The 22981-nt window shown below is 58.9% G+C and carries 22 protein-coding genes and 1 pseudogene; 19 read left to right on the forward strand and 4 right to left on the reverse strand.

What is annotated here, in order from left to right; all coding sequences use genetic code 11:
• Positions 1-141: 141 nt before the first annotated feature.
• Positions 142-429: a hypothetical protein gene (locus ACZXDY_RS33710; protein WP_464348517.1), complete on the reverse strand. Its 288-nt coding sequence runs from the start codon at positions 427-429 to the stop codon at positions 142-144.
• Between the two features lie 564 nt (positions 430-993).
• Complete coding sequence (locus tag ACZXDY_RS33715) at positions 994-1140, reverse strand: hypothetical protein (protein ID WP_464348518.1); 147 nt, start codon at positions 1138-1140, stop codon at positions 994-996.
• Positions 1141-1615: 475 nt separating this feature from the next.
• Between ACZXDY_RS33715 and ACZXDY_RS33720 the strand changes: the two genes are divergently transcribed.
• From ACZXDY_RS33720 to ACZXDY_RS33765, 10 genes are all read left to right on the forward strand, one after another.
• Positions 1616-2350, forward strand: a complete 735-nt coding sequence (locus tag ACZXDY_RS33720) for an SDR family oxidoreductase (protein ID WP_464348519.1) — start codon at positions 1616-1618, stop codon at positions 2348-2350.
• A gap of 137 nt (positions 2351-2487) precedes the next feature.
• Entirely contained in the window at positions 2488-3222 is a 735-nt protein-coding gene (locus tag ACZXDY_RS33725; protein ID WP_464348532.1) for a porin, read from the forward strand.
• A gap of 999 nt (positions 3223-4221) precedes the next feature.
• A complete protein-coding gene (locus ACZXDY_RS33730) occupies positions 4222-5259 on the forward strand; it encodes a LysR family transcriptional regulator (RefSeq protein ID WP_464348520.1) in 1038 nt (345 codons plus the stop codon).
• Between the two features lie 435 nt (positions 5260-5694).
• A complete protein-coding gene (locus ACZXDY_RS33735; protein WP_464348521.1) occupies positions 5695-7860 on the forward strand; it encodes a PAS domain-containing sensor histidine kinase in 2166 nt (721 codons plus the stop codon).
• A complete protein-coding gene (locus tag ACZXDY_RS33740; protein WP_210164727.1) occupies positions 7857-8231 on the forward strand; it encodes a response regulator in 375 nt (124 codons plus the stop codon). The genes ACZXDY_RS33735 and ACZXDY_RS33740 overlap by 4 nt, the downstream gene beginning before the upstream one ends.
• A 31-nt stretch (positions 8232-8262) precedes the next feature.
• The gene (locus tag ACZXDY_RS33745; protein ID WP_464348522.1) at positions 8263-8907 is read left to right on the forward strand and encodes a response regulator transcription factor; all 645 of its coding nucleotides are present in this window, start codon (positions 8263-8265) and stop codon (positions 8905-8907) included.
• A 245-nt stretch (positions 8908-9152) separates the two neighbouring features.
• Entirely contained in the window at positions 9153-10010 is an 858-nt protein-coding gene (locus ACZXDY_RS33750) for an alpha/beta fold hydrolase (protein ID WP_464348523.1), read from the forward strand.
• 5 nt (positions 10011-10015) lie between these two features.
• Positions 10016-10504 carry a VOC family protein gene (locus ACZXDY_RS33755; protein ID WP_464348524.1) on the forward strand — a complete coding sequence of 163 codons (489 nt, stop codon included), beginning with the start codon at positions 10016-10018 and terminating at the stop codon, positions 10502-10504.
• 39 nt (positions 10505-10543) lie between these two features.
• Positions 10544-11038, forward strand: coding sequence for a cupin domain-containing protein (locus ACZXDY_RS33760; RefSeq protein WP_464348525.1), 495 nt, complete (start codon positions 10544-10546; stop codon positions 11036-11038).
• Between the two features lie 327 nt (positions 11039-11365).
• Positions 11366-12322 (forward strand): MFS transporter, encoded by a 957-nt coding sequence (locus ACZXDY_RS33765; RefSeq protein ID WP_464348526.1) that lies wholly within the window; start codon positions 11366-11368, stop codon positions 12320-12322.
• Positions 12323-12392: 70 nt separating this feature from the next.
• Here ACZXDY_RS33765 and ACZXDY_RS33770 read toward each other — a convergent pair whose 3' ends face one another.
• Positions 12393-12980 (reverse strand): TetR/AcrR family transcriptional regulator, encoded by a 588-nt coding sequence (locus ACZXDY_RS33770; protein WP_456645955.1) that lies wholly within the window; start codon positions 12978-12980, stop codon positions 12393-12395.
• A 353-nt stretch (positions 12981-13333) separates the two neighbouring features.
• Positions 13334-13750: a winged helix-turn-helix transcriptional regulator gene (locus ACZXDY_RS33775; protein WP_245287556.1), complete on the reverse strand. Its 417-nt coding sequence runs from the start codon at positions 13748-13750 to the stop codon at positions 13334-13336.
• A 434-nt stretch (positions 13751-14184) separates the two neighbouring features.
• Between ACZXDY_RS33775 and ACZXDY_RS33780 the strand changes: the two genes are divergently transcribed.
• The 9 genes and pseudogenes from ACZXDY_RS33780 to ACZXDY_RS33820 form a co-directional block, all read left to right on the forward strand.
• Positions 14185-14829 (forward strand): hydrolase, encoded by a 645-nt coding sequence (locus ACZXDY_RS33780; RefSeq protein WP_463331506.1) that lies wholly within the window; start codon positions 14185-14187, stop codon positions 14827-14829.
• Positions 14830-14860: 31 nt separating this feature from the next.
• Positions 14861-15145 carry a XapX domain-containing protein gene (locus ACZXDY_RS33785; protein WP_464348527.1) on the forward strand — a complete coding sequence of 95 codons (285 nt, stop codon included), beginning with the start codon at positions 14861-14863 and terminating at the stop codon, positions 15143-15145.
• Positions 15142-17025 carry an amidohydrolase gene (locus ACZXDY_RS33790; RefSeq protein ID WP_028167759.1) on the forward strand — a complete coding sequence of 628 codons (1884 nt, stop codon included), beginning with the start codon at positions 15142-15144 and terminating at the stop codon, positions 17023-17025. Before ACZXDY_RS33785 ends, ACZXDY_RS33790 begins: the two co-directional genes overlap by 4 nt.
• 1 nt (position 17026) lies before the next feature.
• A complete protein-coding gene (locus ACZXDY_RS33795) occupies positions 17027-17446 on the forward strand; it encodes a DoxX family protein (protein ID WP_028167760.1) in 420 nt (139 codons plus the stop codon).
• A gap of 28 nt (positions 17447-17474) precedes the next feature.
• Positions 17475-18383, forward strand: coding sequence for a hypothetical protein (locus ACZXDY_RS33800; RefSeq protein ID WP_028167761.1), 909 nt, complete (start codon positions 17475-17477; stop codon positions 18381-18383).
• An 8-nt stretch (positions 18384-18391) separates the two neighbouring features.
• Positions 18392-19822: an alginate export family protein gene (locus ACZXDY_RS33805; protein WP_028167762.1), complete on the forward strand. Its 1431-nt coding sequence runs from the start codon at positions 18392-18394 to the stop codon at positions 19820-19822.
• Between the two features lie 48 nt (positions 19823-19870).
• Complete coding sequence (locus ACZXDY_RS33810; protein WP_028167763.1) at positions 19871-20563, forward strand: YoaK family protein; 693 nt, start codon at positions 19871-19873, stop codon at positions 20561-20563.
• Positions 20564-20906: 343 nt separating this feature from the next.
• Complete coding sequence (locus tag ACZXDY_RS33815; protein ID WP_028167764.1) at positions 20907-22541, forward strand: MFS transporter; 1635 nt, start codon at positions 20907-20909, stop codon at positions 22539-22541.
• Positions 22534-22980 (forward strand): annotated as a pseudogene (locus ACZXDY_RS33820) (NADH-quinone oxidoreductase subunit D); the annotation flags it as partial. The gene ACZXDY_RS33815 and the pseudogene ACZXDY_RS33820, both read left to right, overlap by 8 nt.
• Position 22981: the final 1 nt, after the last annotated feature.

The following is a 22981-nucleotide window of genomic DNA, read 5'->3' on the forward strand; positions in this document are numbered from 1 at the left end:
CGACCAGCTGCCCGAGAACCGCACGAGGGCTTTATGACGGCCCAGAACTCACGACGAGGCAAGGAATATTTAGAGATGGCACCTGGCGTTGTTGCTCTAGCGAAAAACAGCCCCGACTAACGCGTGGGCCGCCGGGGCCGGTTACTTTCGCTTTCCGAGCGCCTCGAAAATATTGACGAAGCCGAGCGCCTGTTTGCGAAGCTGGGCCGCCGAAGCAGACGTTGTCACGAGAAGATCCGGCAGCCGGAACAGTTCTTTCGTCGCGCCGGAGAAGCTCCGCCGCGCATCCCAGCTGCCATATTCTCTGGTCCCGGACTGGTATGACGCGTGCAAGGAGAACACCGGTGGGTCGCTGAAATCCGTCAGCAGCAGCATGGGCGAGCTGGAGAGCAACGGCTCGATCGTGCCGATCAGCCCGTGGCCGAGCACCCCAGGGTCCCCGGCCGAAGACAACGCCAGGCTTTCCTGTCAGCCGGCCATAGACTTCCGCGGAAAAGATCTGGTCTCAGTCGCGGGCCGGCTATGACGCGGGTCAAGGAGTTGACGCCGCCGTAGCCACCGTTCGTGACAACCTTCGGTCCTAGGCGGGACCCACCGTTGCTGCGCTGACCCCAGTCGGGCGGCGGCATCGTGATCTTCTTGGCGATTCCGAACGGCTCAGGTCCAATCGACTGGATCTGCTGGTTCTGCCATTGATCGCAAGTCGAGAAGGCTCGCGTGTTGTTCTGCCTCTTGGGATCGAACTTCAGGCCCTAACCGACAATCCACGACCCGATCGGCTTGTCCTGAGCAAGCGCAGCTTCGCGAATGTTCACGGTCCATGCTGCCGGCCGCCGGCAAGATGTCGTTCAGCACCGTATACATCGCATTGAAGCCCATGCCGGAATGGGCCGAGGGTTTCCGGCCCGCGAACATCTTCGGATACTCTTCATGGAAACGGCGCGGTCTCCGGCTGCAGCGCGTCCGAATTGATGTAGGCCGATGTGCCGGTGTTCAAGATACCCTTGACTCGCCACCTAACGCCCCAGCGAAGTCGCCCACATTGAGCCCGCCGCCGTTGCCGATCATCGGCTTCTGGAGCCCGGCCTCGCGGGCCTGGCGCCAGAACAGGATGGAGTCGGCGATGTGCTGCTCGGCCATCAGAAATCGACTTCAAGGATTTGTAGTGCTGGACCATCGACGACAGGAAGAAGTGCTCACTCGTTGCATGGGCATTTCAGCGACGTAGTTCCCTCCAAGACCCGGGACGAAAGGCTGGGCGGACGCAGACTATCACGCGGATCAAGGCCGATCGCCCGCCGGGAACTGAGCGTCGATTTGTTCATAGGGTTTCGGCCCTGGCGGCGTGCGCAAGAGTTGTTCACACCAAGGTGCAATTGAGGCACCAACTTCAGGGCCCTACACTTAGGTCGTGGCGACAGATGACTGAAAAAGTGCGTTGATGATTCCGACCGAAGGCATCGAGGTCGTTCGATCGCCCACCAGGAAACCATCGGAAACAAGCGAGAGTAGTTCAGACGGCGGACTATCGCCGCAGCTGTCGTTGTTGGTGCAACAGCATTGCGGCGCTTCTCCGTTGGACCGGCACAACTTTTTAACGGAGGAGGACTGACAAATGAACAGGTTGAATAACAAGCGCACTCTTGTTACCGGCGGCAGCAGCGGTATCGGGCTCGAGACGGCTCGCCGCTTCCTTGAGGAAGGGGCCCGCGTCGCCATCACTGGTAGCAATTTGGCCTCCCTGGAGGCTGCTCGCAAGGAACTCGGCAACGTGCTAGTTGTCCATGCGGATGCAGGCGACGTCGCCGCTCAGAAAAAGATTGCCGCTGAGATACAGGACAGTTTCGGAGGCCTCGACGCTATCTTCCTCAATGCCGGCATCGGTGACTTCCGTCCCCTGGCTGAGTGGGACGAGGCTGGCTTCGACCGTTCGGTGGCGGTCAATTTGAAGGGGCCGTTTTTTCTGATCCAGGCTCTGTTGCAGCTTCTTGCTAACCCGGCATCGATAGTGCTGAATACCTCGATCAACGCCCACATTGGCATGCCGAATTCGAGCGTCTACGCGCTGACGAAAGCGGGATTAATTTCGCTCGCTCGCACCCTTTCCGGCGAGCTCCTGCCGCGGGGCGTTCGCGTCAATGCAGTGAGCCCCGGTCCAATCGCTACGCCGTTGCACGGCAAGATCGGCATGAGTGATGCCGAGATCAAAGGCCTGATCAGTCAAATCCCGGCGGGTCGCCGCGGCGTGCCTAAGGAAGTAGCTGATGCCGTCGTCTTCTTCGCCTCAGATGAATCAGCCTTTACCATCGGTAGCGAACTCATTGTCGATGGCGGCATGAGCACACTCTGAGCGATTGGACCATGGTCCACTTGGGGGCGCTTGCGTTGAAAAAGTCGGCTGTTGCCCGGCGCAGAGACATGACTTGTTCAACGAAATTGACCCTTGGCAGGCATTGAGGCCCGAGCGGACTCTCCCCGATCTACCTGCTGGGCGCGGCGCCGACCGCGGCATCCGAGCTTTCTGGACATCCCAACACCTCGTGGGGCGACGCGGCGATGGCGGCGTTGCAGATCAAGAACGTCCCGACCGGCACCGGCGACGACATCAAGCTGGACGCCCGCTATGCCAAGGGCGCGACGAAATACGTCATCTCGTCGGCTTCAACCTCGCCGAGCTTTGCCATCTTCGGCAGCACCAACGGTTTTGGCGCTTATCAGAGCATCGGGTTTGGTGCGACGACCGACGCCGTCTATCTGCCGGTCGCAGCCGGCGGCGACGGCTCGCTGCATCTCACCGAAGCCTTTGGCGTTCGTGGGGCGTTCAACCACAATTGGAGCCCATATTGGTCGTCGAGCCTCTTCGGCTCGTATGTGGGCGTCCGTTATGACGGTGCCGCCAAGGCCTTCATTTGCGCGAACTACCACGCCCGCCAAGGCAGTCAGCGCGGACTACATCTGCAACCTCGACTTCAACCTGTCGCAGCTTGGTGTCATCACCCGCTGGACCCCGGCCACGAACCTGACCTTCTCGGCCGAATTCATGTGGGTCACCTCGATCAGCAATTCCAGGGCACGGCGGTTCTCGGTTCGGCGGCCCCCAAGCCTTCCGCGCGATACGAGTTCAAGGACGAGGACACGGTCCACCTGCAGCTTCGTGCCAGCGCAACTTCTGAGGCCCTTTTTTCAGTGTCTAGACCTGACAACTGGCTCGGTATGTCTTGATTCAGGCTTCGGCAAAGTCAGGGCATTGGACGGCTAAGAAGATGGCTGACGTCCGTGACGCGGGAATGGGCGCTGTGCTACTGCTTCAATATCGTGCTGCGCGGCAGGAACGCCACGCCCATGGAGAACGGTTAATTGCAAGACAACGACAAAGGTATGACCGCGGCGCTTCTCAGGGCGGCGGCCACGGCCGTTTCCACAACTGGTTGCTCCTTGATGGCCAGCAGTATCGCCAGTTGAACGGCGAGCTCGTCGACCCCCGATCGCCGTGTCGCCGCGCCGAAGCGGCTGAAGGGTCGGAGGAGCGCCCGCTTTACATCTGGCGCCACCGCGCGCGAGGATGATTGCTTCAAAAGACCATTTACAGTCAGGGTTGGCTATCTCTCGGGCTTCGTCGAGGAGTACATGCGGCGGGGCATGCGTGTGCAGATTGATCGGCGCTAACCAGGGATGGACCGTCGGCACGCAATTGTTCGTGCTCGTGCGCTCGCAGTTCTTCGCCCGTCTCCAAACCGATACTTAGGTATCTGTCGCGTGCCGCACTGGACATGAGCAGAGGCGCCGTAAATCCAAATTCCGCGGCTATGCTCCTCAGCTCTCGGAATTGCGCAGCGGCCAACTTCCGATGCCGCGATCGCTTGTGACTGAATTTGGCGTGCGAAGCCCTATTCGGCGCCCTGGACCTGCCGCCACAGCCTGACCGGTTCCAGCCTGAACCACTACGCGCGGTCGGGAATAGTTCACACCAAGGTGCAATTGAGCCGGCATTTCCAATCGCTTTACGGTCGCGCTGTGGACAGCGAGAGAGCATTTCTATGACAACCAACAGCGGCACACCCTACCGTCACCTGAATTGTGGTGGTGTTCGACCCTATTATAGGCTTCACGATTTACCTGGTCCCAAAATCTCAGCGCGAGCTGAGAGCCCTTGGAGGCCTGTGGACCAGATTCCAAACCGAAGAAACGACCGGTAATCATTGTTCGCCACGGGCTATGACAATGTCGTTCAACAGATTTGATCTGAACCTTCTGCGCGTTTTCGACGCTGTAATGCAAGAGCGAAGCGTTCTGCGGGCAAGTCAGAGGATCTGTCTCAGTCCTACTGCTGTTAGTCACGCTCTCGCCCGCCTTAGAGAATTGCTCGATGATGAACTATTTGTACGTACCACCACGGGGATGCGGCCGACGGCGCGCTCAGTCGAAATGGCCCCTCTAATAAGGGAGGCGTGGAGATCGCTAGAGGCAGCAATCGATCCTCCCAAGTTTGAGCCCCGTCATTCGACCAGGCGGTTTACAATCGCAGTGAGCGATTTCATCACTATGGTGATGGTGCCTGGTCTCCTCGCGCTGCTCAGGCAGGAAGCCCCGCTAGTCGATCTCGTAATCCGGCCGGACAGTTGGATCGATGTGGCCGAGCAGATGGATCTCGGGCAAATTGATGCGACAATCGGGATTTTCTCGAGCGTACCCGCCCGTTTCGGATCAAGCTCACTCTTTGCATACGACGATGTTCTCATCGCCAGCTCTTCACGTCGGCTTGGTCAATTGTCCCTAGAAACATTTTCGAAGCTTTCAATAGCCGTGGTCTGCTTGCACGGAGAGCATGAAGAAATAGTCGACGGCTTCGTCACCAAAAACGGACTGGCGCGGCGGTCGGAGATGTTTGACCGGGCAGCTTTCGAACGGACCTTTTCAGGGGCGAAGCGAGGTCCACGTTTGGCCGTGTCGTTACCGCACTTTCTCGCGCTTCCGACCCTGCTCGAAGATACGCACCTAACCGCCATCGTACCACGGCCTCTCGCCAAATTGTTAGTCCTTAGGCACCCAATATCAATGTACGAGCTACCGTATCAAACCGCTTTGCAGGGCGTTAGTGTTCTGTGGCCGGAACGCAACGCCAGTAATGCTGCCCAAGAGTGGCTGCGGGCTATATTGGCCCAAGCCGCCGAGCCTCTTCGCGCTCGCCTATGCGACTTCGTGCGTCCCGCTCGGTCCATCTCACCCGCGCTGCAACAGCAAGTTGGGGCAGCACCGTGACGGTTCCGCTTCGAGCATGCGCTTGGCGCGTAGTTCTTTAGGGCTACTTTCCGAGCCACCAACACCAAGGTACGATAGCTCTCGCCTCGATTTTGAGTACTTTGCTTGATCTAGGAATTGACCGGTTGCCGGGGCGAACGGGAGAGTTGTCGTAACGACGCGGTGGGCCGCCGTCGCGACCACCTTGTTTAGTCTATTCGAATTCGGTCAACAGCAGTTCGAGGAGTGGCGGGCAGCACTGCGGCTGGCGTCTTTTGACGCGCGATCATGTATCGATGCAACCTTGTGAGGCGAGAAGGGGCATGATATTTTGTGTGGTGCGAGGATGGTCAGTCTCATTTCCTGTCGAGCACCTTCGTGATGATAACGCGGGTTGTCGGCTTGAAGCCTCCCAGGTGTCAGCCGAACACGCGAGCGCTTTGTCAGCGATCTAAAATGGTAGTCAAGAGCGAACATTGCGCTGAGGACGGTGGACACCTTCGGCGCTGCATCAACGATCTCAATAAGATTTTTGAGCATCCTCCGATCCGGGACGGTGGCACTTTCTCGCAAGGACTGTCTGAGCTGCTCGATCTCCTGGTGGAGATGCTCCAGCTGGACTTTGCTTATGTTCGCTTCGAGGATTCAATCGGTGTAGACGCCTTCGAGATGACCCGAACGGCTCAAGCTTGGGCAGCCCTTCGGTCACTAGAATTAGGGCGTCTGTTGCGAGAGTCATTGGGCCAAGATCTGCAGTGGTGGCCCTCACAACAGCGAATTGCGATCGGCGGTAGAGAAATATCGACCTCGTCGTTGCAGTTGGGAATTGAGGGTGCAACCGGGACGCTCGTAACGGGGTCAGCGCGCGTTGAATTTCCCGAAGAAACAGAGAGGCTTCGCCTCAGAATTGCAAGTGTGCAAATCGCGAAGTGGCTGCAGGACGCCCGCCTTTCGAAGGAACGGAAACGAGCTTCCGAAATGATCAACCGAGAGGTTGCGCGACGAACTGGAGACATCATCGCCATCAGCGAAGAGCGAAGACAGGAGATTGTCGAACTCAGAAGGGTGGTGGAATCGCTGCGCGTGCGAGAAATTGACATACAGTTGGTCGTGGACGCCATTCCGGCTCCTATGGCCATTATGACCGCAGAAGGTCAGCTAGAGGCCGTCAATCGCCCCGTTCTGGAGTACTTCGGAAGGTCGGTCGAGGAACTGAGGCGTTGGAATGTGATTGATGCTGTTCATCGCGATGATCTTCGATCGACGATCAGCGCCTGGATGCGGGCCGTCGAATCCGGAGAGCCGTACCAAATCGAAAGCCGCCATCGCCGCAGAGATGGCGTGTATCGGTGGTTCCACGTCCGCGGCTTTCCCTTACGTGACACTGATGGATCCATCGTGCGCTGGTGCGTGCTGCAGATCGACATTGAGGACCGAAAGCGCGCTGAGAATGCCTTACGGAGCAGTGAGCGAAACCTCAATCTGATCATCAATACCATTCCGGCGCTTGTGTGGTCGGCTCGACCAGACGGCTCCGCCGAGTTCTTCAACCAGCACTATCTGGAGTATGTGGGTCTAAGTTCGGAGGCGGCTCAAGATTGGGGGTGGACTGCGGCAGTTCATCCCGACGATCTGAGTGATCTCGCTAGTGCTTGGCAATCGATCAGGACTTCTCGCGAAGCCGGTGAAAAGGAAGCACGACTGCGCCGTTTCGATGGCATGTACCGTTGGTTCCTCTTTCGAGCTAACCCACTGCGTGATGAAGTGGGCAACGTCGTTGGATGGTTCGGTCTTAACACCGATATCGAAGATCGTAAGCGGGCGGAGGAAGAATTACGCAACACCCAAGCAAAATTGGCGCATATGGCGCGCGTAATGACGATGAGTGAGCTTACGGCGTCCATAGCTCACGAGATCAGTCAACCTCTGTCAGGAATTGTCACTAACGCCAGCACCTGCATGCGCATGCTCGCTGCCGATCCTCCGAACATTCCTGGTGCGCGGGAAACTGCGCGTCGCACGATCCGGGACGGCAACCGCGCGTCCGCTATCATCGGGCGATTGCGGGCGCTCTTCAACAGGAAAGCGCCCGTAACCAGGCCGATTGATCTGAATGAGGCAACTCGCGAGGTCATGGCCTTATCGCTCGACAGGCTTCGACGCGATGGGGTGAATTTGAGGACGGAATTAGCCGAAGACCTTCCGGTTATCGCGGGGGATCGGGTCCAGTTGCAGCAGGTCATCTTGAACCTAGTGCAAAACGCGCTGGATGCGATGAGCGCGATCGACGATCGCGCAAGAGAGCTGACAATCAGGACACAACGAGACGAAGGTGATCGAGTCCGTTTGAGTGTGGAGGATTCTGGACCTGGTTTTGATCCCGTGACCGTGGAGAAGCTCTTCGATGCGTTCTACACAACCAAGAACGAGGGGATGGGAATTGGCTTATCCGTCAGTCGCTCAATTATCGAGAATCATCATGGTCACCTGTGGGCCGCCCCGAACCATGGTCTAGGAGCTACGTTCTCCTTTTCGATCCCTCGGAATACCGAGGGGGTGATCGGCGCCCACGATCGTGACGGCAGAACGACTTTCGGCAACAGCGTCACGAGGAATTCATGATGCTCACACCATTACTTGTATCGGTCGTTGACGACGATGAGTCTGTGCGTGAGTCGCTGCCTGATCTCCTGAGGGAGTTCGGCTATGCAGCTCAAGCGTTTTCCTCCGCAGAGGACTTCCTTGCTTCTGAATATGTAGGGCAGACAGGCTGCCTCATTCTCGACATTGCAATGCCGGGCATGACCGGTCCCGAGCTCCAGAGGGAATTGACACGTCTCCGCCATAAAATTCCGATTGTCTTTATTACCGCGCACGGAGATGAGTTCACGCGTCCTCGAATGCTCGAGCAGGGCGCCACAGAGTGCCTATCCAAGCCGTTTTCCGACGCCGCCTTGCTGAGGGCGCTCAATGCGGCTTTCGGGACGAGTTGAGCCAGACATGTCTGCGCCCGGAGAAGGACCGATGAAATCGACGGCGCAACAGCTGCCCGCCAAACCAGATGAGGGAATCGTATTCGTCGTCGATGATGACGTCTCGGTGCGCGAATCCCTTGAACTGTTGATCGGCAACGCGGGCTGGCAATCGGAGATATTTGAGTCCGCTCGGGAATTTCTTTCACGTCCACGCGTGTTTGTGCCCAATTGCCTGGTTTTGGATGTTCGTCTTCCGGGGCTCAATGGCCTCGAATTGCAGAGACGGGTGGCGGTCGAGCGACCGGGTATGCCGATCATTTTCATTACTGGCTATGGTGATGTGCCGACAACGGTGCAGGCGATGAAGGCTGGCGCTGTTGAATTTCTAACTAAGCCGTTCAGTGACACTGTACTATTGAACGCAATCCAAGACGCTATTGATCGCAGCGGCGCCGCGCTGCGAGTTGAAGCCGAGATGGAAGCGTTGCGGGAACGCTACGCCTTGCTGAGCCGACGCGAGCGGGAAGTCATGCGTCTAATCGTTCGCGGTGTCTTGAACAAGCAAGTGGCGCATGAGCTGGGCATTAGCGAGATAACAGTCAAGGCACATCGGGGCCAAGTCATGCGAAAGATGAGCGTGACCTCTTTCGCAGAGCTGGTGAATATCGCCGCAAAGCTCGATCTCTCGCGTTAGTCCCTCGCGCCGTCAATTTCTTGAGCGAAGCGCGTACACCAAATCATCGTCAGCGATGTCGCGCAAGTATCCCCGTGCTTGCATAGCTGCAGCCGGCTCATCGGGCGGCTGAAATAGTTTCACTTTCTAGTGCTGGCGAAATCGCACAACATGTCGCCGAATGCCGCGCCTCGCGTTCGGTGAACGGGATACATCTTTCGATCTGCTTGGTGCGCGTGGTTGTGCGGCAGCAGCGGAGTGATTCGATGGCCAAGGCTCAGATGATCAGCAAGCGCGCTTTGGTGAATGGCGTGACGCTGCACTACGTAACGGTCGGTTCCGGGCCCGCAGTCTTCTGCTTCCATGGTTGGCCCCAAAATCATAGCGAGTTCGTGCCGATCTTCGAGGCGTTCGCTCAACGGTACCGGTTCATAGCACCGGACCTGCGCGGCTACGCCGACAGCGACAAGCCTTACGCGGACTACATGCCGACCACCATTGCCCAAGATCTGCTCGAGCTCGCCGACGTCGAAAACGCCGATCAGTTCCACATCCTTAGCCATGATCTCGGAGGGCCTCCCTCGGTCGCTCTCGCTTACATGGCGGGTAACCGGGTCCTGTCTCTCGCAACGATCGAGACGCCGTTCTTTGGACTCGACTATGAAGGCTATGTTGATCCGCGCGTGCCATATTGGCACCTCTCCATGCATGCGAACATGGATCTTGCACGGTTCCTCATCGAAGGACGAGAAGAGCAGTATCTTCGTCACTTCTTCCGAGATTTCGCCTACAATCCCAACGCGATCAGCGAAGCCGAACTGCAGCGCTACGTCGTCCAGATGAAGCAGCCCGGAAATCTGCGGGCGAGCCTGAACCACTATGGCTTTATTGATGAGAAGGCAGCACAACTCGCCCAGCTTGCAAGAAAGAAGCTTTCGATCCCGATCATGGGCTGGGGAGGTCGCCGCTCCTTCGGGTCGCACTGCTTCGACAGCGCAAGGGCACTCTCGGACCGTGCGGAGGGAGGGGTCATTGAGGAATGCGGACACTGGGTGTTTGAGGAAAAAACAGATTTCATTTGCGAACAACTCGGCCAGTTCTGGGACAAGAGCGCCAGGATGTGAACGTCATGATTGAAGCAGCCGCTCCATTTCGCATCGAGAGCACCGAGCATACTGGAATCACGGTCTCCTCACTTGACGAAGCGCTTTCGTTCTGGAGCGGCGTCATGGGATTCCAGCATCTTTACACCTGGGACTTTGAAGAGAGCTCCTTCCTGGGGGACCTGGTCGGCGTGAAAGCTGCAGCAGCGCGTGTCGCGATGGTCAAGGGGCCTGGGCACCTGATCGAGCTTCTGGAATACCGCTCTCCGAGCGACCGACGGGTCATAAAACCCCGGTCTTGCGATGTTGGGTCGGTCCACGTGGCCTTCCGGGTCGAAAACCTTGATGCCTTGCTAATGCGAGTCGGCGGTGCAGGGTGGAGCGCCGTGGGCAAGGTCCAGACGGTGGAGTCAGGGGAGCGCACCGGACTTCGCCTCGTCTACGTGCGTGGGCCCGACGGTGTGACTTTGGAGTTTCTCGAGTATCCCAAGTGTCCAGTCCCGGCGACGCCATGAGCTTCGACCAGCGATCTCTGTAAAGCGAAAGGAAAAGCCATGTCCCGGAACCAGACGGTGTTGGTCCTCGTCACGATCATGTTTGCCGCCCCCGCGGTCGCACAGTCGCCAGCATCAGTGCTTCCGAATTACTCAAGGACGCCTGCGGAATTGTCGGCTGCTGCACCCACCGGTGGCCCCGGCGGGTCCGGCAACGCCAAGGTCGAAGTTGTTACCATCCTCGGCGATCCATCCAAGCCAGGGATGTACAGCCAACTGCTCAGGGTTGCGCCACATGCAAGAATTGCCGCGCATCATCATGCAGGCGATCGGGTTGGCACCGTGCTTCAGGGGACCTGGATATTCGGCTACGGCCCGAGCTTCACCCAGGAAGCGCTCCGAACTCTTCCGGTCGGCTCAGTTTACACGGAGCCTTCCGGCGCTGCGCACTTCGCGATGACCGGCGACGAGGCGGTGACTGTGCTGATCACCGGCTTCGGGCCGACGGACACCGTCTACGAGAACCCCGCCGACGATCCTGCGAAGAAGCCGTGAGACGCTGCTTGGGATCGCTGTGCACGCCACCGCGAAAATTTCAGAACAACACGCCGGGCTCAGGCTCAGCAGGTGTCTTGCCCACTCCTGGATTAAGGTCAAGCACGATGCCCCTTGCTCTCTATGCCCTCGCGGTTGCGACCTTCGCAATCGGCGCGACCGAGTTCGTTATTGTGGGTCTTATTCCAGAGATCGCAACCGATCTAGGTATATCGATCCCAAAGGCCGGGCTCCTCGTCAGCTTGTACGCGTTGTCCATCACGCTTGGTACGCCAATCGTTTCCGCACTGACCGGCGCTCTTCCGCCGGCAATTGGCGATTGGGCTCATGGCACTGTTCACGATCTGCAATTTGTCTGCCGCCGTCTCCCCAAACTACACCACACTGCTGCTCTCACGTATTGTCATGGCGGTTGCTCACGGGGTCTTCTTCGGTGTCGGTGCGGCCTGTGCAAGTTCTCTTGTTCTAAAGGCAAAGGCCGGCAGTGCAATCGCCGTGATTATGGGAGGGCTCACCGTCGCCATGGTGGTCGGGGTACCGCTCGGTTCGTGGATCGGCCAATTATTTAATTGGCGTACTCCATTTCTTATTGTCACTGGCATGGGAACCATCGCGGTGCTTGGTCTGACATGGCTCTTGCCTCGCGAAATTTCGCATCAGCAGCCCGCCTCGTTTGCGGCCCAACTGACCCTTCTCGCGAATCGACGCCTCGCGACCATGTACTTGCTTACGGTGGTCGGGTTCGGCGGCACCTTTGTGGTTTTCACCTTCCTGTCCCCATTGTTGACCGACGTCACTGGGGTACCGGAGGAGGCGGTCAATCTCGCGCTACTGCTCTTTGGTGCGACAACTGTCGTCGGAAATCTTGCCGGCGGGACATTGAGTGACGCCGTCGGTACACGCAAGGCGATGATGATCCTGCTTTCCGGACTGATCATCTCTTTTGTCTCGCTTCGATTGGCATTTCACAATGAATCGGCAACTTTCGTGGTGATCGCTGTCTGGGGGGCGTTTGCTTTCGCCATCCCGCCCGTTATGCAGGCCGGCGTTGTTACCACCGCCAAGCAGGAGGCTCCGGATGCGCTTGGAACGGCGTCCGGTTTCAATATAGCCGCCTTCAATCTCGGAATCTCCAGCGGGTCCTTCATCGGTGGCCAGCTCCTGACAGGGCCCGGGCTGCTGGCGACCCCCTACGCGTCAATCGCGATGGCGAGCGTTGCCTTGCTAATCGCGATGGTCGCGCTCCGTCCCTGCTCTGCGATCGGCAGTGCGAATGTTGCGTGAGAGTTGGCACGGTTAGCCGCACTGGCGTCCTCGAAAGAGGCCCGCCGGCGGGAGCCTCTGAATCTGCAGCTCAGCTCTCCGGCCAACCGAGCAGGAATGTGCGCACAATTTCTCGAAGCTGGTTCCTTGTCGAGCCCCCCTTCGCCTCAACTGCCATCCCTTGAATGGTCAACACAACAAGCCGCGCGGCATCCGCTGCGGTCATGCCAGGAGGCAACGGCCCGGCATCCTTCACCGCTTCGAGCCGGTCGCCTAGAATGTGGACAAACTCGTTTCGGCTGCGAACGAGATATCGACGAACTGGCTCACTTGCCGGCGAGCATGTGAGAGCAGCGCTTGTGACAAGACAGCCGGGCGGTGTACGCGATCCAGCGTGCAGATCCGCCATACTGTAAAGCAAACTCTCCACAATCCGCCGAGGGGTTGGTTCGGCAAGCGCACACGCCTGGCGAAATGCAACGTGTTTGGACAAGTAGCGTTCGACAACCCGATGGAATAGGTCCTCCTTGTCACCGAAAGCAGAGTACAGGCTTGATTTCGTGAGCCCCGTCGCATCGAGAAGGTCACTGAGAGAGGTGCCTTCATAGCCCTGCTGCCAGAACACCTGAAGTGCCTTGTCGAGGACCTCAGTTTCATCAAACTCTGGCGCTCGAGACATCGTCGCTCCTGAATCAAACGCACCAGACCGGACCTATCGGTTGATTTTACCAATCAATGTAATTGATTCAAGAGCTCGAAGTGGCGCCCGCTGGGACTGTGCCACTTCAAGCGCTGGCGAAAGTGAAGCGATTGGATGCAGTTTGACGCTGGCACACCATTCGAGTTCGGCTTTGTCCAAATTCTAAAGATTGCCGCGGGGGAAGCTGGCGCGTTTAGGCACGAGAGGGTGCTGCGCTTGCGAACGAGAGGCTATTGACCGATCCAGCTGTCGAGAGGCAAGCAAGTTCCGACGCTCTTGGAGTGCGTTTGGCTTCGCAACGCGGTTGCCATCGCGCAGACGGCGAGATTCCGTTATTTGCGGGCCTTTCCTCGCTGGGCATCGAACCGCTGCCGGGCGGCCCCGACCTGGTCGTGGTATGCGACGGCCCACCGGTATAGAGCGGAGAACGGACCGCCGAGCGTACGGCCGAGCGGGGTGATGGCGTATTCAACCGCTACTGGAGAGGTATCAAGCACCTTTCGAGAAACCATCCCACTCCGCTCCAGACGGCGCAGTGTCTGCGTCAATGACTTTTGCGTGACGGGCTCTAGTGCGCGCTTGAGCTGATTGAAACGCGTCGGGCCTCGCGAGAGCGCCGCAACTACTAGGATCGTCCATTTATCGGCGATCTCTTCGATCAGCACCCGATTCGGACAATGCGCCGGGAAGGGCCAGATTTCCAGTTCTGGCGGATAGATGAGTTCAGGATGATGAGCTTCATGTTGCACGATGCGGTATCCGATTAGAAACCTAGTAGCAGGCTAGTGCCTAATTTACATGGGCGCGGTGCCGATACTATAGCCGTCATCCCATGACGGAATGGGAAGTGGGTTGAGATGAACAGGCAGGGGTCAATCGCAGCACGCTTCGGCCTGTGACGGTCTCATTCGAAGCCGCTGGCCATCATCAGTGCAACATCGTCGCGCGCACAATCTCAGGTCGCGATCACCGGAAGGGGTCCTCGCCTAGAGCTCGAGTATCGCCAAGCCTTTTTATTCGCCCCAGCCACAGCCGTCCCAGTCTCCGCTGTGTCGGCAAAGGAAGAAATGCAGCGTGTACATGGACCAGCTGAAATCGTTTCACTTCCGGCAACGGCACGGACGGCATCAAACTACAGTTCGCCTCCCACTGATCTGCATTTACCAAACTCAGGAGACCTCGAATGCCCAGCCTTGATATGCTTACCCCGCAAAACAGCGCCATCGCGCTGATCGACTATCAGCCGGCAATGTACCAGGGCGTGCAGTCGCATGACCGCCTGGTGGTGTTCAATAATATCCAAATTCTGGCCAAGACGGCGAAGCTGTTCAAGATCCCGACCGTAATATCGACGGTTGCCAAGGACTCCTTCTCCGGTCCGTTCATGCCGGAGGTGACAGATCTGTTCCCGAACCACGAAATCATCGACCGGACGTCCATGAATTCGTGGCTCGATCCGAACTTCCGCAAAGCCGTTGCCGCTACTGGCAAAAAGAAGTTCGTCATCGCCGGCCTCTGGACGGAAGCATGCGTGATGTTTCCGAGCCTCGACATGCTCAAGGAGGGTTACGAAATCTACGTTCCTGCAGATGCCTGCGGTGATCTGTCGCTCGAGGCCCACAACCGCTCCATGGAGCGCCTGCTGCAGGCCGGCGCCGTTCCGATCACCTCGTGCCAATACGTCTTCGAACTGCAGCAAGACTGGGCGCGCGCCGAGACCTACGAGGGCGTCATGGATATCCTCCGTGCCCATACGCCATACGGCATCCAGGTGCGCTTCTCGAAGTGGGCGCTCGGCGAGCACGCGTCCGAGGCGGGCCCGCGGTAATTCCTGGAACGCCGAAGATAGGAGGACAGTCATGAAGGTTTATGTGTTGTCTTTGGCTGCGGGCCTCCTCGTCGGAGTGATCTACAATCTCCTTAGCGTACGCTCGCCAGCGCCGCCTCTGGTGGCGCTGGTCGGGCTTCTAGGAATCCTGGTTGGCGAGCAGATCATCCCCGTTACCAAACTGCTCATAGGGGGCTCGAGCTTTTCCGAGGCCTTCCATCTCTCGAGCTGCGATTCCCACATTTTCGGCATGCTGCCGGGCCGACGCACGGTCGGTCCGGTTGATGGCCTCAAGAATCCGGAGAAGCAAGCATGAGCAAGCAGGGCCCCGACCTGATCCTGCATCACGGTCTGTTCACGACACTTGATCGCTCGAATCCGGCGGCGACCGCCGTGGCGATCCAAGACGGGCTGTTTACGGCCGTCGGGCACGTTGGCGACGTGATGAAGCTCGCCGGTTCCTCGACAAGGATCATCGACCTGAAGGGTCGGCGCGTGCTGCCGGGGCTGATCGACAATCATCTCCATATCATACGGGGAGGGCTCAACTACAATATGGAGCTGCGCTGGGACGGCGTGTGGTCACTTGCCGACGCGATGGCCATGTTGAAGAAGCAGGTCGCGATCACGCCGCCGCCGCAGTGGGTGCGGGTCGTCGGGGGATTCACCGAGCATCAGTTCGCCGAAAAGCGGTTGCCGACAATCGAGGAACTCAACGCAGTCGCGCCCGACACTCCGGTCTTCATCCTTCATCTTTACGATCGCGCCATGCTGAATGCTGCAGCGCTGCGCGCAGTCGGATACACAAAGGACACGGCGGAGCCGCCGGGTGGCGAGATCGTGCGCGATACCAGGGGCAATCCGACCGGGCTTCTGCTTGCCAAGCCGAATGCCAACATCCTCTACGCGACGCTGGCCAAGGGACCGAAGCTTCCCCTCGAATATCAGGTCAACTCGACCCGCCACTTCATGCGGGAGCTGAACCGTCTTGGCGTCACCGGAGCGATCGACGCCGGCGGCGGCTTCCAGAATTATCCGGAGGACTATGCGGTCATTCAGAAGCTGTCGGAGGAAGGGCAGCTCACCGTGCGTCTGGCTTACAACCTATTCACGCAGAAGCCGAAAGGGGAGAAGCAGGACTTCCTGAATTGGACCAAAGCTTCGAAGTACAAGCAGGGAACCGACTACTTTCGGCACAACGGCGCCGGCGAGATGTTGGTGTTTTCGGCAGCTGACTTCGAGGATTTCCGCGTGCCTCGTCCGGATATGCCGCCGGAAATGGAGGGCGAGCTCGAGGACGTCGTGCGTATCCTGGTCCAGAACAAGTGGCCATGGCGCCTGCACGCGACCTACGACGAGACGATCTCGCGCGCGCTCGACGTGTTCGAGAAGGTCAACCAGGACACGCCGTTGGACGGTCTGCACTGGTTCTTCGACCACGCGGAGACCATCTCCGATCAATCCATCGACCGCATCGCGGCGCTTGGTGGTGGCATCGCCGTGCAGCACCGCATGGCCTACCAGGGCGAGTACTTCGTCGAGCGCTACGGCTTTGGCGCGGCCGAAGCGACGCCACCGGTCAGGAAGATTATGGACAAGGGCGTGAAGATCTCTGCCGGCACGGATGCAACCAGGGTTGCTTCCTACAATCCCTGGGTCTCACTGGCCTGGCTCGTGACCGGCATGACCGTGGGCGGTCTGCGGATATATCCGCAGACCAATTGCCTCGATCGCGAAACCGCGTTGCGGATGTGGACCGAAAACGTCACTTGGTTCTCCAATGAGGAGGGGAAGAAAGGGCGCATCCAGGTCGGTCAGTTCGCCGACCTGATGGTGCCCGATCGGGATTTCTTCTCCTGCGCCGACAACGAGATCGCCGAAATCGCGAGCGATCTGACGGTGGTCGGCGGGCGCATCGTCTACGGGGCAGGCGAGTTCACAGCTCTCGACGATACCGCGCCGCCGCCCGCGATGCCCGACTGGTCGCCGGTGCGCAGTTTCGGCGGGTACGGCAACTGGGCGGAACAGGGCGGCAAGGCACAGGCCATCCGCGCCAACGCAATGCAGATGTGCGGCTGTTCCACCGCGTGTAGCGTGCACGGCCACGACCATGCGCGCGCGTGGTCTGGAAGGCTGCCGGTTTCGGATCTCAGGAGCTTCTGGGGTGTGCTCGGTTGCGCCTGCTGGGCGGTGTGAGATGTTCGCCAAATCGGATACGCCGAGATGGGTTGCGACAGTGCTATCCTGGTCATGGCTTGCCGCGACGGCCAGAATTGCGCTCGTCTCCGCGTTCTTGATCGGCGGAATCCAGAAAGCCCTTGATTTCCCAGGCGCCGTTGCGGAGCAAGCGCATTTCGGCCTGCAGCCGGCATGGCTTTGGGCCAGCGCCGCCATCATCGTCGAACTTGGCGGCTCCGTGCTCGTCATTTTTGGACGCTGGGTGTGGCTGGGAGCCGGTGGGCTCGGCGTGCTGACTGCGGTCGCCATGCTCACCGCGAACGATTTCTGGGCCAAAGCCGGCCACGATCGTTTCCTGGCCGTGAACGCCTTTTTCGAGCATCTGGGGCTGATCGCCGGCCTGGTGCTCGTGTCTGTACTGTCCTTGCGCTCGAAATGAGCGCTCAACTCCGTGTTCGAGGTGTTCCATGATAGGCAAGCGTCATCTGATTAAAATCCTCCTCGTGTCGTCACTGCTATCTCCGTCCGTGGCAATCGCGCGGGATCCGGGAGCGCATGCCGCGCCACAGGTCGGTGTCGGCGCGCAGTACGACACCACACATGTCTATGTGGCTCCCGAGGATGTGGACAAGTTCGCGGCCAGTTTTCTCGCTACGTTCGGAGGTCAGAGCACCAAACAGGTCGTTGCCACGGTGACGCCGACGCCGAGCAGCACGACGTCCCAGCTTCTTCAGACGCCTGTCGGAACCGTGTCGCTGTTCGGATTCAAGACGCCCATTCCTTATCCTTTCGGTGCTGAGCGGACCGGCTATCTCGTTACGGACCTCGACGAGGCGATAAATGCGGCGAAGGATTCGGGGGCGGACGTGCTGGTGGCAGCCTTTCCGGATCCCATCGGACGCGATGCGGTGATCCAGTGGCCGGGCGGCGTGAATATGCAACTCTACTGGCACACGACGAAGCCTTCCTATGCGCCTTTCGAGACAATCCCCGAGAACCGCGTCTATGTCTCGCCTGAGCGGGCGGATGCCTTTACCCGCAGTTTCCTGCGGTTTTCGCAAGGAAAGGTTGTTTCCGACGATGCACATGCCGCGGGGATCGAGATCGGCCGAGCCAAAGACACATATCGGCGTATCCACATTGAATCGGTATTTGGAAAGATGACTGTTCTCGTGAGCGACGGCCACTTGCCCTACCCGTACGGACGGGAGTTGACCGGCTATGAGGTGAGGGATTTGCAGGGAACCCTGATGAAGGCCAAGGCCTCGGGTGCCGTGGTACTCGTCGAGCCTTACACCTCTGACGGAAGGGCCGAAGCCATGGTACAATTCCCTGGCGGATATATTGCGGAGATTCACGCAGCCGCACCGAAGTAGGGGGCGCGATGGCATTGCTGCTGGGACGATGGCTCATGCGGAGGGAATGGGCGGCAGGAGTACTGTGCCTGGCTACGCCTCAGCTCGCTTGGGGGGATGATCAAAAGCCTGAGGCTTCCACGCCGCAACGGCCGGCCATCATGTTCAACCGATTTCAGGAAAACTGGTCGGTGCTGACGGACCCGCGCGTGCCGCGTGAGCCTTTCGACGAACTCAAGTATATTCCGTTGTCCAGCATCGATCCATACACGTATCTCTCATTCGGAGCGAACACGCGTGAGCGCTTCGAGTCCAACAACGCCGCGAACTTCGGCACCGGTCCGAACCGCAGCCAAAACTACGTTATCAGCCGAAACGAATTCCACGCTGATCTCCGTGTAGACAATCAAATTCAAGCGTTCGTGCAATTTCAGGCTGACTATGCGCCCTGGAAGACCATGTTGACGCCGGTCGATCGGGACAAACTCGATCTTGAACAGGGTTGGGTGGCCCTGACCGAGTCCGTCGGAGGCGGAACGTTGAAGCTGAGGGGCGGAAGGCAGCAATTTGCCTTCGATCTACAGCGCTTCGTATCCGTTCGCGACGGTCCCAACGTCCGTCAATCTTACGACGCCGCCTGGGCGGACTACGAGAATGGGCCCTGGCGGTTTATCACCTTTTACAGCCTACCGGTCCAGGTTCGGGACGTTACGATATTCGATGATTACAGCAGCGTCAGCGCGCAGACCTTCGGGATGGTGCGGACCGAGTATAAGTTCTCAGAGTCGCTGTTCATCGCCGGCTACTATGCCAATTTCACGCAGGGGAACGTGCAGTTTCCAAATGCGTCCGGCAACGAGCGGAGAGACATTTTCGATATCCATCTGAACGGCAGCGCCAATCATTTCGATTTTGACTTCGAAGTGATGAACCAGACCGGACGCATTGGCAACGAGCCTATCGAGGCATGGGCTGTCGGCTCACTCGCTGGCTACACCTTCGCCGACGTGAAATGGAGCCCAAGGGTCGGCATCCAATTCGACGCAGCTTCCGGTGACGGCAACAACAAACAAACCTTTGGGACCTTCAATCCGCTGTTTCCAAACGGCTATTATTTTACACTTGCGGGTTACACCGGGTACACCAACCTCATTCACATCAAGCCGTCTCTGACCCTGAGTCTGAGTTCGTCGCTGAAGATCATGGTCGCGGCAGCGGCCCTGTGGCGCCAGAACACGGCCGATGCGATCTACACCCAGCCCGACGTTGCGGTCCCGAACACTGCCGGACGGCCAGGCGCCTATACCGGAAGCTATGCCCAGCTTCGGCTCGATTGGACGATCGATCGCGCAACTGCCTTCGCAGTCGAGGCGGTGCACTTTGCGATCGGTGACGCATTGCGCAACGCCGGCGGCCATGACTCCAATTATGTCGGCGTAGAGATCAAACGGGGATGGTAGAGGGTCCCGAGTTGCTTCCGATTGGTTTCAAACGATCTTTGGTTGCCAATGATGCCGGCTGACACTGAAAATCCCTGGGCCCTGCCGTTGGTCCTGAGTCTTACGGCCGGGTATGTCGACACGGCTGGATTTCTTGCCCTGCAGGGCCTTTTCACGGCTCACGTCACGGGCAACTTCGTCACGCTTGGCGCATCGCTCGCGCTCGGCACATCCGGTGCCGTTGCGAAGCTATTAGCCCTTCCAGTCTTCTGCGTGGTGGTGATCGCGATACGACTGATCGGCACGTTGCTCTCGGCGCGCTACAGCGCTGTGTTCGAGGCGATACTTGGCCTGAAAGTGCTACTGCTACTCGCGGGTGCTGCTCTGGCGATCAATTGGGGGCCATTCGAGAATAGCGATAGCTGGCAAGCCGTGGTTACCGGAATGGTTCTCGTCGCCGCGATGGCGGTGCAGAACGCGGCTCATCGCGCCTATCTCGGCAGCACGCCGCCATCCACGCTCATGACAGGTACGACAACGCAGATCATGATTGATCTTGCAGATACGATCTACGGAAAATCCCGAGACGGCCAACTCAGCTCGCGGATGTCGAATATGACGAGGAGCGTCATCGTTTTCGCAGTCGGGTGCGGCGCCGCGGCTCTCTTGTACGCACGTTACGGCGTCTGGTGTTTCGTCGTGCCGCCGGGGCTGGCAGCGATTTCGTTGCTTCTTCGGCTGGCCTCGCCGATCAAGACATGAAACGAAAATCTGAGCCCTGGCCGCAGTCGTGCATGCATCTTGTGCAATTTGACCGGAGCTTGTGGCAAGTCAATTTAGGAGACGATCGATCGTGCGTTCCTCGGTCGAGCAGCCATTAGGTCGAGAGATGAGCGGCGCCGTTTACTCTTTACGCGATCTAACCACCAGTCGGCGTCTTGCCGAAGAAGTCTGACTATTCGGCTTTCTGCTGCCCGAGTCCGTCTCGTTGGACGTAAGCGTAGTCGTTTGCAGTCGCTGGCCGTGGTGGCGGCCGCGAGCGATGCTGCCGCTCACGTGAGGCACCGAGCACCGCCATACCTGAACTTGAAGGGAGCGGGTTACGATGGCAACGGATCAGCCTCCAGAGCGGATGACGAGTCCGCCGAGCACGTCGCCCTGGAACGCATTTCGCCACACGGCGTTCACCGTGGTTTGGATTGCCACTGTGGTCTCCAACGTCGGCACCTGGATGTACAATGCGGCATCAGGTTGGCTAATGACTAGCCTGAATGCCGATCCGCTGAGCGTATCACTGGTTCAAGTCGCAACCAGTCTTCCCATGTTTCTGTTTGCGCTTCCGGCTGGCGCGCTGGCGGACATCGTCGACAAGCGTCGCTTTCTGATCGTGACGGAAGTTGTGGTCACGTTGGTTGCGGCGGCGAGTGCCGTGCTGGTCTGGGTGGGCCTTATCAATCCGTTTATCCTGCTGCTGTTTACGTTCCTCCTCGGCGCAGGCGCAGCGTTCACCGCGCCAGCGTGGCAATCGGTGGTGCCCAGCCTTGTACCGAGGCGGGATCTGGCCGCGGCCGTGGCGAGTAACGGCGTTGGCGTCAACATCAGCCGGGCGATCGGACCTGCACTGGGCGGCGTAATCATCGGCGCATTGGGAATTGCCGCGCCGTTCTCGCTGAACGCGCTTAGCAATTTCGGCGTCATCGGAGCCCTGTGGTGGTGGAGGCCGTCAACTGCTGGCGGTCATGCACTTCCTGCCGAACGTTTGACAAGCGCTTTGGTGATCGGACTTCGCCATGCCCGGTATAATCCGCATCTGAGGGCAACACTGATCAGAGCTGCCAGCTTCTTCTTCTTTGCGAGCACCTACTGGGCGCTGCTTCCGCTTGTCGCGCGCAACCAGATCGCCGGGGGCCCGGAGCTTTACGGCGCATTACTGGGCGCGATCGGAGCAGGGGCGGTCGGCGGAGCCTTCGGCCTCCCGTGGCTAAAAGCGACCTTCGGGCCCGATCGGCTCGTCGCACTCGGCACTATTGGCACAGCGGTCAGCCTGATCCTGCTCGGCTTCGCTCGTCACTCCACGGTCGCGTTGGTTGCCTGCATCGTCGCTGGTGTTTCCTGGATCGCGGTTCTCGCGACCCTCAATGTCTCGGCGCAGGTGTCGCTGCCGGATTGGGTACGCGGCCGCGGGCTTGCCATGTTCGTGACCGTCTTTTTTGGGGCCATGACCGCAGGCGGCGCGATTTGGGGACAAGTTGCGTCGATGCTCAGCCCGCCAGCCGCTCACGTCATCGCGGCCGCCGGGGCCTTGATTGGCATTGGGTTAAGCTGGTCGTGGAAGCTGCAAAGCGGCGCAGAAATTGACCTGACGCCGTCCATGCATTGGCCTGTTCCGGTTCTGACAATCGACGCCGAGCCAGATCGAGGACCAGTGCTGGTGACGATCGAATACCACATAAATCCTAAACGGCGCGCTGCCTTTCTGGCAGCGATCCAGAGGCTTGGTCAGCAGCGTCGACGGGACGGCGCGTATGCCTGGGATATCTTTGAAGACGCCGCCCAGGAAGGACGCTTCATGGAAACATTCCTCGTCGCATCGTGGCTTGAGCATCTGCGACAGCACCAGCGCGTTACAAATGCGGACCGCGTCTTCCAAGACGCCGTCCGTCAATACGACGCCAAGGCCGAACCGAAGGTAACCCATTTCATTGCTGCAGCAATGGGTTCTGCGGTCTCAAATGGATGACCTGTCGCGCGCCCGATCTTCCACGATTTTGTCGGCGGCTCATGGCGTGCTGCATCTCGTGCTCGAACTGGATGGTGAGTGGTCTAGCGCCTGGATCCTCATATCGGACTACTGCATCGGTGCGCCGAGAAGCTCATCGAGGCGAAGACCTATTTGCACGCGATAACCTGTTTCGACGGGCTGACTATGTGGCGCCGCTGACGTAGGAGCACGCATTCTGCCTGGCGATCGAGAAGCTGATTGGCATAGAAGTGCCGCGGCGCGGCCAACTGCTAAGGGCTCTCTATCACGAGATCAGCCGCATCCTTTCGCATTTCTTGAACGTCACGACGCGGGGCATGGATGCGTGTGCCCTGACGCCGCCATTCGGGGGCTCGAAGAGCGCGAGAAGCTGATGGTGTTCTACGAGCGCGTCTCGGGCAGCCGGATGCACGCGAACT

This window comes from Bradyrhizobium sp. LeoB3, assembly GCF_055456055.1.